The organism is Haemophilus haemolyticus (assembly GCF_003493685.1).
Classification (GTDB): domain Bacteria; phylum Pseudomonadota; class Gammaproteobacteria; order Enterobacterales; family Pasteurellaceae; genus Haemophilus; species Haemophilus haemolyticus_O.
In genome coordinates, this window is the sequence record NZ_QQJW01000003.1 from 190,213 (window position 1) to 203,477 (window position 13,265).

The 13,265-nt window shown below is 37.2% G+C and carries 10 protein-coding genes, 1 rRNA gene and 1 pseudogene; 3 read left to right on the forward strand and 9 right to left on the reverse strand.

Annotated features, from left to right (window positions below; genetic code table 11):
• Positions 1-76 precede the first annotated feature (76 nt).
• The 3 genes from xseA to DV434_RS04635 are packed head-to-tail and all read right to left on the reverse strand — an operon-like array spanning position 77 to position 2,923.
• Positions 77-1,396, reverse strand: coding sequence for an exodeoxyribonuclease VII large subunit (gene xseA / locus DV434_RS04625; protein WP_118785152.1), 1,320 nt, complete (start codon positions 1,394-1,396; stop codon positions 77-79).
• A gap of 1 nt (position 1,397) precedes the next feature.
• Complete coding sequence (locus tag DV434_RS04630; protein ID WP_118785153.1) at positions 1,398-2,612, reverse strand: ribosomal protein uL16 3-hydroxylase; 1,215 nt, start codon at positions 2,610-2,612, stop codon at positions 1,398-1,400.
• Between the two features lie 2 nt (positions 2,613-2,614).
• The gene (locus tag DV434_RS04635) at positions 2,615-2,923 is read right to left on the reverse strand and encodes an RnfH family protein (protein WP_005639243.1); all 309 of its coding nucleotides are present in this window, start codon (positions 2,921-2,923) and stop codon (positions 2,615-2,617) included.
• A 166-nt stretch (positions 2,924-3,089) separates the two neighbouring features.
• Between DV434_RS04635 and pth the strand changes: the two genes are divergently transcribed.
• From pth to DV434_RS04650, 3 genes and pseudogenes are all read left to right on the forward strand, one after another.
• Positions 3,090-3,674, forward strand: a complete 585-nt coding sequence (gene pth / locus DV434_RS04640) for an aminoacyl-tRNA hydrolase (protein ID WP_118785154.1) — start codon at positions 3,090-3,092, stop codon at positions 3,672-3,674.
• Positions 3,675-3,721: 47 nt separating this feature from the next.
• The gene (ychF, locus tag DV434_RS04645) at positions 3,722-4,813 is read left to right on the forward strand and encodes a redox-regulated ATPase YchF (protein WP_118785155.1); all 1,092 of its coding nucleotides are present in this window, start codon (positions 3,722-3,724) and stop codon (positions 4,811-4,813) included.
• 72 nt (positions 4,814-4,885) lie between these two features.
• A pseudogene (locus DV434_RS04650) lies at positions 4,886-6,750 on the forward strand (acyltransferase family protein).
• Positions 6,751-6,792: 42 nt separating this feature from the next.
• Here the strand turns inward: DV434_RS04650 and rnd are convergent.
• The 6 genes from rnd to rrf form a co-directional block, all read right to left on the reverse strand.
• A complete protein-coding gene (gene rnd / locus DV434_RS04655; protein ID WP_118785156.1) occupies positions 6,793-7,935 on the reverse strand; it encodes a ribonuclease D in 1,143 nt (380 codons plus the stop codon).
• 54 nt (positions 7,936-7,989) lie between these two features.
• Positions 7,990-9,678 (reverse strand): long-chain-fatty-acid--CoA ligase FadD, encoded by a 1,689-nt coding sequence (fadD, locus tag DV434_RS04660; protein WP_118785157.1) that lies wholly within the window; start codon positions 9,676-9,678, stop codon positions 7,990-7,992.
• A 42-nt stretch (positions 9,679-9,720) separates the two neighbouring features.
• Positions 9,721-10,272 carry a Slp family lipoprotein gene (locus DV434_RS04665; RefSeq protein ID WP_118785158.1) on the reverse strand — a complete coding sequence of 184 codons (552 nt, stop codon included), beginning with the start codon at positions 10,270-10,272 and terminating at the stop codon, positions 9,721-9,723.
• 24 nt (positions 10,273-10,296) lie between these two features.
• Entirely contained in the window at positions 10,297-11,007 is a 711-nt protein-coding gene (gene tsaB, locus DV434_RS04670) for a tRNA (adenosine(37)-N6)-threonylcarbamoyltransferase complex dimerization subunit type 1 TsaB (RefSeq protein WP_118785159.1), read from the reverse strand.
• Between the two features lie 12 nt (positions 11,008-11,019).
• Positions 11,020-12,942: a DNA repair helicase YoaA gene (locus tag DV434_RS04675; protein WP_118785160.1), complete on the reverse strand. Its 1,923-nt coding sequence runs from the start codon at positions 12,940-12,942 to the stop codon at positions 11,020-11,022.
• A gap of 197 nt (positions 12,943-13,139) precedes the next feature.
• Positions 13,140-13,254 (reverse strand): 5S ribosomal RNA (rrf, locus tag DV434_RS04680).
• Between the last annotated feature and the right edge of the window lie 11 nt (positions 13,255-13,265).

The following is a 13,265-nucleotide window of genomic DNA, read 5'->3' on the forward strand; positions in this document are numbered from 1 at the left end:
TTTATCAATAATCACGGTATTCTTTTTCAGAAGTATGTAAGATAATGTTTTACTCCATTTTTACAAAATAAGCATCTTACAAAACCTTACTCACAATTTTTCCATCAGCCACTTGAGTTGTAATGAAGTCCCCTTGATTGACATCTTTCACGCTAACAATGGCTTTACCTTGCGGGTTTTCCGCAATGGAATAACCTCTTGCCAAGACTTTCAACGGGCTTAAGCCATCCAGTTTTCCGCATAACGTTGCCAGTTTATTTTGACGTTCCGTCACTTGGCGATTTACGCAAAAATTTAACCGCACTTGTAACTGCTCTAAGCGTTGTTGGTGACGTTGCACTCGATATGGCAATGGATTTTGTTTCAAACGAGAAGAAAGTGCGGTGAATTTTTGTTGTGTATTTTCAAACTGACGCAACATAGCGAGTTGCAAGCGATGCGTAAGCTGTTCATTTTTCGCTTGTTGAGCGCGTAACTGATTCTGTGGATGTTGATTTTGCAATCGTAAAATTAGCTGTTTCAAACGCTGGCTTTTTCGCGTAAATAAACGATCAAATGCCATATCTAAACGTTGCTGTTGATGGCGAAGTTGTTGTAATAATTCATCTTGATTACGACTAACTAACTCAGCCGCAGCAGAAGGGGTCGGCGCACGAAGATCTGCAACAAAATCGGCAATCGTCACATCTGTTTCGTGACCTACCGCACTGATAATGGGTAAGGTTGAACGAAAAATTGCTCTCGCCACGTCTTCTTCATTAAAACACCAAAGATCTTCTAATGAACCACCACCACGCCCAACAATTAATACATCCACTTCTTGTCGCACATTAGCAAGTTCAATCATTTGCACAATTTCTGCGGTCGCCTCTTTGCCTTGAACCGCAGTGGGATAAATAACAACTTTTAAACTTGGATCACGGCGTGCCAAAATATGCAAAATATCCTGCAATGCCGCACCTGTAGAAGAGGTAATAATCCCTACCGCCTTACTAAAGTGCGGTAGATTTTTCTTAAGATTTTGAGCAAACAATCCCTCCGCAGCCAACTTCATTTTTAATGCTTCAAATTGTTGTTGCAACAAACCCTCGCCTGCAGGGTGCATAGAATCAATAATAAGTTGATAATCGCCACGAGGCTCATATAAACTCACATTGGCACGCACAAGCACCTGCATTCCATTTTGCGGACGAAAAGCAACGCGTAAATTCTTCATGCGAAACATTGCACAACGCACCTGTGCATTTTCATCTTTCAGCGTTAAATACCAATGCCCAGACACGGGTTGCGTAAAATTGGAAATTTCCCCCGTTAGCCAAATTTGTGAAAAATTCCCTTCGAGCATCTGGCGCGCAGCAGAGTTGAGTTGAGATACGGAATAAATATTGTCTGACATATTATTCAATTAACGCCCAACCATCATCGACCCAATTACAAATGGAATCCAACAGTAAATCCATTGAGGTTTCAGGATCTTCGGTTTCATTTACTAAATTAGATAGAAATGCCCAATCCAAACTTTCACCATCAGATAAGCGTTTTAATACTTCGCTCTCAATTATATTAAGTTCATCTAACCATTCGCCATTCGCATAAATTCGCAACGGATTTTCGGTGTAAAGCAATTTACAATTGTTGTCTTGAGAAAGGAATGCGCCATCTTCTTCTAAAATTGACCGCACTTCATCAAGATCGCACATTTCATCAGAGACTAATAACTCGTAACGACGAGAACTCACCGCACTTGCTACGGCTTGCTTAAACAATGCATCAAAAGCTTCTGAATGAGCCAATTTATCTAATAAAAGCTGCTTCATTGCTTGAATATTTTCATCCGCAAGTTTACCTGTACGTTGTACAGATTGGCTTAAACGTAGCGGTAAATCAAATTCGCTTAAATTTAAATCAGGATCTTGATGACAAAAACCTTTGCTTATCCCATCAATCAAATTGCTTAAATTTGGATAACGCAAGCCAAAAGAAAAGGTTAAACAATCATCTTCAGCCACACCATAATGTGCCATACGGGCTGGAATATAGAGGATGTCGCCCGGATTCATCACTTCATCAATCACCAATTCGCCCATATCATCAAAAATTCGGATTGGCTGATTGGGTTTAAATTCAGTACTTGAATCGCACCATTTACCCACTTGCCAACGACGATGACCATATCCTTGCACCAAGAATACATCATACTCATCATAATGCTTACCAACAGAGCCACCTTTCGGTGCGTAAGACACCATAATATCGTCACGTTGCCACTGAGGAATAAAGCCAAATTTGTTCCAAAGTTGTCCTAATTCAGGCGACCATTGCTCCAAATTTTGAACTAACACCGACCATTTTTCTGGTAACTTTTGGAAATCCTTTTCGCTTAAAGGGCTAAAAAAAACTTTCCAATTATCATCAGAAAATGTCTTCACTAAACGAGCAGTAACATCTTCATTTTGTGCAAGTTCAATAATATCTTGTGGCTCAAACTGCCCAACAATTTCAGGCAAACCGTTACGAATCACAAGTGGCTTTTTCTGCCAATAATCGCGTAGAAAAATTTCTGGCGTGATATGTTCAGGTAAACAAAAATCAGCAGATGAAAGTGCGGTCATTTTTAAGCTCCTTTTTCTTTGTCTTTGGCTGCAGCTTGTTCTGCTGCACGTTTACGGCGAATTTCTTTCGGATCAGCAAGTAATGGGCGATAAATTTCAATACGATCGCCCTCTTTTAATACATCAGTCAATTTTATTGGACGACTGAAAATCCCAATTTTATTTGTGCTCAAATCAATCTCTGGAAATTGGCTTAAAATCCCTGATTGCGTAATCGCCGTTTGCACGGTGATTCCTTCATCAACTTGAAAAGATTTCAAATAATAACGTTCCGGCAAAGCATAAGCGATTTCAATGTTAATCTGATTCATTTTTACTTCTTCATTAAAAAATTTTAGCCATTATAACGGAAAAGTGCGGTGACTTTTAATGATAAATCACGCGCAATAAATTACCCCTTTGTTTCCGCCTTATAGATTGAGAATTTAAGGCTTTTTCGCTACAATACGCCACTATTTTTTACATCATCAAATAAAAATGTCAGAAATAAAACTCATTGTTGGTTTAGGCAATCCTGGCGATAAATATACCGATACACGCCACAATGCTGGCGAATGGCTTGTTGAACGCTTGGCGCGCCGTTTTAAGGTTTTGTTAAATCCTGAAAATAAATTCTTCGGAAAAACTGCCCGCACTTTAGTGAATGGAAAAGAAGTGCGACTTTTAGTGCCAACAACTTTTATGAATTTAAGCGGTAAAGCAGTTGGGGCATTAGCAAGTTTTTACCGTATTAAACCCGAAGAAATTTTGGTTATTCACGATGAACTAGATTTGCCCGCTGGCACAGCGAAACTCAAACAAGGCGGTGGACATGGTGGGCATAACGGCTTAAAAGATATTGTGGCTCAATTAGGCAATAACAATAATTTCTACCGTTTACGTATTGGCATTGGGCATCCTGGCCATCGTGATTTAGTGGCAGGTTATGTCTTAAATAAACCATCACCGGCAGATCGTGATGCACTTGAAAAAGTGCTAGATGAGGCGACTGATTGTGTAGAAATGATTTTCAAAGATGGAATGGTCAAAGCGACCAACCGTTTAAACAGTTTCAAAATTTAAAAGTGCGGTTAGTTTTACAACCGTTTTACTCAAAATAAGGAAAAATTATGGGATTCAAATGTGGTATTGTGGGATTGCCAAATGTCGGCAAATCTACTCTTTTTAACGCGCTCACTAAAGCTGGTATTGAAGCCGCAAACTATCCATTCTGCACCATTGAACCAAATACCGGTGTCGTACCAATGCCAGATCCGCGTTTAGACGCATTGGCAGAAATCGTTAAACCTGAACGCGTATTACCTACCACAATGGAATTCGTGGACATAGCAGGCTTAGTTGCAGGTGCTAGCAAAGGCGAGGGCTTGGGTAATAAATTCTTAGCAAACATCCGCGAAACAGACGCAATTGGTCACGTAGTGCGTTGCTTTGAAAATGACGATATTGTACACGTTGCAGGGAAAATTGACCCACTTGATGATATTGAAACTATCAACACTGAATTAGCCTTAGCAGACTTAGACAGCTGTGAACGAGCGATCCAACGTTTACAAAAACGTGCTAAAGGTGGCGACAAAGAGGCTAAATTTGAACTTTCCGTTATGGAAAAAATCCTCCCAGTGCTTGAAAATGCAGGAATGATTCGCTCAGTTGGATTAGACAAAGAAGAATTGCAAGCAATCAAGAGTTACAACTTCTTAACTTTAAAACCAACAATGTATATCGCAAACGTAAATGAAGATGGTTTTGAAAATAATCCATACTTAGATCGCGTTCATGAAATTGCTGCAAAAGAAGGTGCAGTGGTTGTTCCAGTATGTGCGGCGATTGAATCTGAAATTGCAGAACTTGATGATGAAGAAAAAGTCGAGTTTTTACAAGATTTAGGCATTGAAGAACCGGGATTGAACCGAGTAATTCGTGCGGGCTACGCACTTTTAAATCTTCAAACTTATTTCACTGCTGGCGTAAAAGAAGTACGAGCTTGGACAGTTTCAGTCGGCGCAACCGCACCAAAAGCAGCAGCAGTAATCCACACCGACTTTGAAAAAGGCTTTATACGAGCAGAAGTTATCGCTTATGAAGACTTTATCCAATTCAACGGTGAAAATGGTGCAAAAGAAGCGGGTAAATGGCGTTTAGAAGGTAAAGATTACATCGTACAAGATGGCGATATAATGCACTTCCGATTCAACGTATAAAAACACGCAAAAAATAACCGCACTTTTGACGCATAGAACAAAGTGCGGTTTATATTTTATTAAAGGAATATTATGTCATCTATTAAATATCGTCCAGAAATTGACGGACTACGTGCAATTGCTGTTATTTCAGTCATTATTTATCACCTTAATGAAAACTGGTTGTCTGGTGGTTTTCTAGGGGTTGATATTTTCTTTGTTATTTCTGGCTTTCTGATTACGGGTATTATTATCACAGAAATTCAACAGAATTCTTTTTCGTTTAAACAATTTTATACTCGACGTATTAAACGAATTTATCCTGCTTTTATTACAGTGATGGCATTAGTGTCTCTCATTGCGTCTGCTATTTTCATTTATAATGATTTTAATCAATTAAGAAAAACCATTGAATTAGCTACAGCTTTCTTATCTAATTTCTATTTAGGTTTAACACAAGGTTATTTTGATTTAAGCGCAAATGAAAATCCTGTGTTACATATTTGGTCACTAGCTGTAGAAGAACAATACTATCTTATTTTTCCACTTATCCTAATTTTAGCTTATAAAAAGTTTAGAGAAATTAAAGTATTATTTATTATAACGCTAATCTTGTTTTTTATTTTACTTGCCACCTCTTTTATTCCAGCTAATTTTTACAAAGAAGTATTGCATCAGCCTAATATTTATTATCTCTCTAACCTAAGATTTCCAGAATTACTTGTAGGATCTTTGTTGGCAATTTATCATAATCTTTCAGCAAGCAAGCAAGCAAGCAAGCAAGCAATGTTATTGCAATATTAAGTACATTACTATTATTTTCCTGCTTGTTTTTAATGAATAATGATATTGCATTTATTCCAGGTGTTACTTTAATTCTCCCTTGTATTTTTACAGCATTAATTATTCATACTACATCACAAAATAACATCATTAAATTATGTTTATCTAATAAAGCGATAGTGTTTATTGGAAAAATTTCTTATTCCCTTTATTTATATCATTGGATTTTTATTGCGCTGGCTTATTATATAACGGGCGAAAAACAAATTAATAATCAATCTATTGTTATAGTAACAGTATTAACAATAATTTTTTCAGTTCTAAGCTATTATTTAATCGAACAGCCAATTAGAAAATCAAAACTAAACTTTAAACAAAGTTTTCTTTATATTTATTTTATTCCTTCTCTTTTACTCTTAGGATTTAATCTTTATAAAAGACAAATAATGCGAGTTGAACAAGAACATATTGAACAAGAATCTCCTATTTCTAATGAAAATCATTATCCTGCTAAGGTTATTATTCTAGGCGATTCTCATTCTTCACATTTAGAAGCTTTTCTAAACTACGTGGGAAATAAAGAAGGATGGAAAGCAGATATTTTCAAAGATAAATTTGAGTGTAGCTTTATTGTGAATGATCAATATCAATTAGATCCTAATTGCCAATCTGTATGGCAGAAAGATTCTCAATATAAAGCAATATTTATTTCAGCATTTTATGATTTGAAAATGGGCGGACAGCCAGTACCTCGCTTTAGACCCGAAACTTTCATTGAACCAGATTTTAAAGCGCGTTTTAAAGAAACAGTGAAACAACTAGCGATACAAAAGCCCGTATATGTTTTTGCTAATAATAGCTCAGTAAGTCGTTCTCCGCTGCGTGGTTATTTATTAGAAAATTATGGACTTGAAAAATATTTAACGCCAATTCATCGTATGGGCGATATTGATGCGAGTAACAAAATCATTCACGATTTAGTTAAAGATATTCCTAATGTTTATTGGGTAGATGCTCAACAGTATTTACCAAAAGATAGTGTTATGGCAGAAGGAAAATACTTGTATGGGGATCAAGATCACTTAACAAATTTTGGTGCTTACTATATGGCAAAAGAATTTAGTAAATACCAACGAGTGATGACACCTGAACAAGTGAAAAAACTCTACGAGTAAAAACAAAAAGCGTTGAGCTATTTGCTCAACGCTTTTTTATATCTACTTAAGTACATCAACTAACTTTTCAGCAATAGGTTTACGCCATCCAATCAGCAGCTCGGGGAGTTTGTCTTGAGAACAATCATATTTCCAAACCCATTTAATTAATTCATCCAAAGTGCGTTTGCTCGCAACGATTTCAGGGGTTAAACCTTCCGGTGTTAAGCTATTCACTTTTTCTTGTAACAATCGAATTGTTTTTTTATAACGAGGATCTTCAGAAATACGTTCAATAGGTTTAGGATAGTCATTAGAAGAAACACGTCTAGCTTGAGCAAGTAATTGTAAAATCTTTTTACCACGCACGCGTACTTCATTTTCAGTTAATCCCATTTCCAACATTTCAGATGTATTACATGGATTATTCTTTGCCACTTTCCAAAGATTATCTGATTTCACAATATAAGAAAGTGCTAAATCACGCTCTATTGCCACGTTTTGTCGCCATTGTGCCAAAATTCTTAAACGAGACAATTCTAATGGATTTAATTTCCAAGCATTTGGAATATCTAAATACGCTTTTTCTGAATCTCGCTCTTGTAATTTATGCGTTTTAGAAAGAGCAAGTTCGCAATCATCTCTTACTGCTTGTTCCCAAGGTGTTTTAGCTAACTCTTTTTCAAGAATATGATAAAGCGGCAACAAATACCAAACATCTCCTGCGGCATATTGAAGTTGAATATCAGAAAGGGGGCGTTTGATCCAATTGGTGCGAGTTGCAGCTTTATCGATTTCTACATTTAAGTATTGTTGTGCTAATTTTGCCAAGCCTGCAGATGTGCCAAGCCCAAGAAAGCGCGCCATAATTTGCGTATCAATCATTGGGCGTGGAAGCTGATCAAATTCTTGTAAGAAAACTAATAAATCTTCACTACAAGAATGTAAGATTTTTAATACCTTAGGATTGGCTAATAGTGCAATAAAAGGCGAAAAATCCGTAATCGCTAAAGGATCAATTAAAGAGACGCGCTCACCATCATAAAGTTGGATTAATCCCAACTTTGGGAAATAAGTAGAAACTCGCATAAATTCGGTATCTAAGGCGACCGCACTTTTCTGTTGGGCTAAATTACAAACTTCTAATAGCGCAGTATTATCCGTAATAACCGTAAAGTGCGGTGGATTTTGACATTCTTTTATCATAGTGATTTTTTATTTAAAAAAACAAAAATGGGATATTGCTATCCCATTTTGATATTAATGTTTTGCACGTTTTGCGATTTCTTCATCGCGTAAAACCCGACGTAAAATCTTACCTACATTGGTTTTTGGCAGTTCGTCTCGGAACTCAATTTCTTTTGGCACTTTGTAGCCTGTGAGATATTGGCGACAATGGTTGCGAAGTTCATCACGAGTTAAACTATCATCTTTTTTCACGACAAAGATTTTTATCGTTTCGCCAGAAACTGCGTGAGGAACACCAATTGCCACAGCCTCTGCTACTTTGTAGTTCAGCATAACGACATCTTCAATTTCATTTGGATAGACATTAAAGCCAGAAACCAAAATCATATCTTTTTTACGATCTACAATGCGTAAGCTATATGATTCATCCATAATGACAATATCGCCAGTTGCCATCCAACCGTCTTTTAACACTTCACTGGTTGCTTCTGGTCGTTGCCAATAACCTCGCATGACTTGGTCGCCTTTCACCCATAATTCACCAGGTTCGCCAATTTTTGCATCTGAACCATCATCTTTAATGATTTTTATATCCGTATTTGGCACTGGCACACCAATAGTTCCATTATGTTTCACAACATTAATTGGACAAGCTGCGATCAATGGCGAACATTCCGTCATTCCATAACCTTCAATGATATTACAGCCCGTCAATTCGTGCCAACGTGTTGCTACAGACTGTTGAATAGCCATACCGCCACCTACAGAAAGTTTTAAAGCTGAAAAATCAACTTCTTTGAAATTTTCATTATTTAATAGAGCATTAAATAAGGTATTCACACCAGTAATCGCCTCAAAACGGTATTTTTTCAACTCTTTCACAAATCCCTCAATATCTCTCGGATTGGTGATTAAGATCGCCGTTACACCTAACTCTAAAAATAATAAGCAGTTTACGGTTAAGGCAAATACGTGGTAAAGAGGCAAGGCTAAAATGGCAGAACGAGTGCGAGAATGATCACCAATAAATGGTTCTGCAATCCATTTTGCTTGGAAGACATTGGTTATAATATTTCCGTGCGTCAGCATTGCACCTTTCGCTACACCTGTTGTGCCACCGGTATATTGTAAAAAGGCTAAATCTTCACGCTCTGTTTCTGGGCGAACATATTGGCGATATTTACCAATACTCAATACCTCACGGAATGTTACTGCGTGCGGTAATTTATATTTCGGCACCAGTTTTTTCACATATTTCACAACAAAATTGACTAAAGTACGTTTACCAAATGAAAGTTGATCGCCCATTCGGGTAAGAATAACGTGTTTGACATTGGTATTGAAAACGACTTTTTCCAAGGTAGAAGCAAAATTTGATACCACGACAATCGCTACCGCACCACTATCTTGCAACTGGTGCTCTAATTCTCTCGGTGTATAAAGAGGATTCACATTTACTGCAATTAAGCCCGCACGCAAAATACCAAAAAGTGCGATAGGATATTGCAATAAATTTGGCATCATTAATGCCACACGATCACCACGTTGAAGTTTAAATTCATTTTGCAAATACGCGGCAAATGCACGGCTGCGCTCTTCTAATTTACGGAAAGTAAGTACTTGCCCCATATTAATGTAAGCGGGGCGATCTGGATGTTCGCGCACAGCTTTGTCGAACATATCCAAAATAGATTCATATTTTGAGGTATCCAGAAATTTTTCAGAACCTTCTGGATAATTTTGAAACCAAATTTTTTCCATTTTTAATCCTAATTTGTTGGAAAATCTTTAAGATTTTATCATTTAATTCAAATAATAGCGAATTTCAGGCTGAACATACCAAGGGCGATGTCTCCATCTAAAAAATCCCCAATCATCGTCTTCATCCCAATCATCTGTTGGATACTCATAAGTAGTACTGAGTGCCCAAATACGGTATTTATTAGCTTGAATAACAGGATAAGTATAATCAGCTTGTTCGATCTTGCCTTTCTCTGTTCCAATTAATTGCCCACCTACAGTAATATAACGCTCTTTTAAATTTTCAGGGTCCACAAAGCCGTTGAAATACACGATGAAGCGGCCATCCGATTGAAATTCAACGAATGGTTTACCTGAAATTGATGACACCGGCAAACTTAACACTTCAATTTTTGTTTGATTTGGTAAAACAGTCGCCTGAACAATTTTCCCGCCAAGTCGAACAGTTTTACAATGACAGGTTAAATCTTGAGGTGAAATATCGCGATAGGAATTAATAGAGAACCGCTCTTCTTCTAATCCTTTCGGCGGTGCCATACAGCCTGTCAATCCCAAGCAAAGTGCGGTAAAAAATAAGGTGATTTTGCCTTTCATTTTCTATCCTCCTGTTATTTAAACTTATTCACGTCCTGGTAATTTTTTCCAAGTAACCTCGTTTCGCAAATAAATCGGTTCAATCTCTAAAGCTGAAATTGTGCGTTTTTGCAAGTATTCTACTCGTGCGAGCTCCAGCATATATAAGGCATTAGGTAACACAATATCTGAGCTTGTTAGATTTTTTTCAGTAAATTGAGAATACGCTGCCCAACCCGTTCCGGCTCTAAATGCACTATGATCTCGAAGCTGATTAACCGCTTGTTCTGGGGAACAAACTTGTTCAGTTATGATTCCTCGCCATTGAAAAAACTCTCCAAAATCAGACCGCACTTTTTCTCTCACTAATTGAGAAAAATAAACTTCGTTCATTCTCGCATCAATCGCGGCAACGACATTTTCTGCTTGATGTAATTCAAATGCAGCCTGTGCCATTGCGGTTAAATTTGAAATAGGAATGACAGGCAAATCCGCACCAAATGCTAAACCTTGTGCAATCCCAGCACCAACACGAACGCCAGTAAAACTCCCCGGACCACGCCCAAAGGCAAGGGCATCAACTTGATTTAAACGTAAACCCGAATTTGCCAAAATTTCATCAATCATGGGTAAAATTCGTTTGGTGTGAGTGCGTTGAGCAAGTTCATTAATATGTGTTTTCTCACCACGATGAAATAAGGCGGCAGAACAAGCTTCAGTTGAAGTATCTAACGCCAATAAAGTTAAATTTTGCATTATTATTCTCGTTTATTTATTTTGTAAGAATTGTATCACTTTGTTGAGATCACGGGTACGACTTGAGTTAGGTAAACTTTTCAAAAAAGTTTCGCCATAATTGCGCATCACTAATCGATTATCACAAATAATCACAACACCACGATCTGTAACATCGCGAATTAAACGCCCAACGCCTTGTTTCAACGTAATCACCGCTTCAGGAATTTGAATGTCATTGAATGGATCTCCACCTTGTAAACGGCAATCCTCAATACGTGCTTTTAACAAAGGCTCATCTGGCGCAGTAAAGGGAAGCTTATCAATGATGACTAAAGAAAGTGCATCGCCGCGTACATCTACACCTTCCCAAAAGCTAGAAGTTGCCACCAAAACACTATGCGTTTCTTTTATAAATTGTTCGAGTAATTTGCCTTTTGAGGTTTCGCCTTGTAATAAAATCGAAAGATGACTTTTTTCACGGAAATATTCAGCTAAACCACGCATCATTGAATAAGAAGTGCAAAGAACAAAACAACGCCCTTTGTTTGCTTCAATCACGGGTAATAACATTTCACCTAGTGAATTTAATGTATTCACTTGATTAGTATTCGGCAAATATCGAGGCACACAAAGCAAAGATTGTTCAGGATAATTAAAGGGACTATATAAAATTTTTTGTGTCGCATTTTCAATACCTAAACGTTGGCAGAAATGATTAAAAGTTCCCCCCACTTCTAATGTCGCCGATGTGAATATCCAAGCCGCTTCTTTAGCTTCGAGCTGAGCACCAAATTTATCGGCTACTGTCAATGGCGTAATATGCAAACCAAACTGGCGACCATTTCCTTCATACCAATAACAATAACCCACAATATTTGTTTCAGATAAACGTTTAAGTTGGATTTTAATGGACTCAACACGCTCAAAAATACTATCTAAAGTTTGGGAACGACCAAGTGCTAATTTAATGACCTCAGCTAAAAAATCTATTTTCTCCTGTAATAATTCAAAGGATTTTTTCACCGCACTTTGCGTGTAAAGCTCACGCCAATTTCCTCGAACATTACTCCCATTACCCAGTAATAAACGAAAATCTTGTACCACTTTCAGTAAGGTATCAGATGTTGTGCCAAGCTGCTGCATATCTTTAAGTTCTGTGCGATAAACAATATTAATATCCTTACACAAATCAAAAAGCTGGCGTGATGTTAAAGATTGACCAAAATATTGACTTGCAATATCTGGTAACTGATGAGCTTCGTCAAAAATAATCACTTCTGCATTCGGAATGAGTTCTCCAAAACCACTTTCTTTCACGGCCATATCTGCAAAAAATAAGTGATGATTAACTACAACCAAATCAGCATTTAATGCTTTTTTACGCGCACTTGCTACATAACATTCTGAATAATTAGGACAATCGGTGCCTAAACAGCCTTCCGCTGTACTCGTCAATTGAGGAATAATAGGGCTATCTTCTGCAAGCTCAATACATTCTGTAAAATCACCTGTCTTAGTACTATTATTCCATTTGCATACTTTAGTTAATTCGGATAAAACGGATTTATCTCCAAGCACACCTTGAGCAATAACTTGATCTAAACGCTCTAAACAAAGATAGTTTGCTCGACCTTTTAGCAACGCAATTTTTCCCGTGAAATTAAGGGCTTTTTTAATAGCAGGAAGATCTCGATTAAAAAGCTGATCTTGAAGATTTTTAGATCCTGTAGAAATAATTGTTTTTTTACCAAATACTAGAGCAGGAGCCAGATATGCGAAGGTCTTTCCTGTACCCGTTCCAGCTTCAATGACAAGGGAAGATTTATTTTGGATTGACTCGCCAACAGCATGTGCCATTTCAATCTGCTCAGTTCGAGGTCTAAAACCTTTGATACTTTGACTTAATTCGCCATTAACAGAGAAAATATTAGAAATGCGATCTTGATAATTCATTAAATTAGAAAAATATAAATTTTTATTAGTTTAACAAACTTATAAAAAATCGTATATGAAGATAGTAGTTATATTAAAACTAAAATTAGACTATTATTTCTTTAAATAATTAGTAAATCCCAAAAACAAAAACCCCATATCTTTCGACACGGGGTTCTTCTGTTTTTATTTAATTTAACTTAGATAAGTATTTGGTAACCTGGCGGTGCCCTACTCTCACATGGGGATGCCCCACACTACCATCGGCATTACAGCGTTTCACTTCTGAGTTCGGTATGGTTCAGGTGGTTCCACCGCACTATCGCCGCCAGGATAATTCTTTG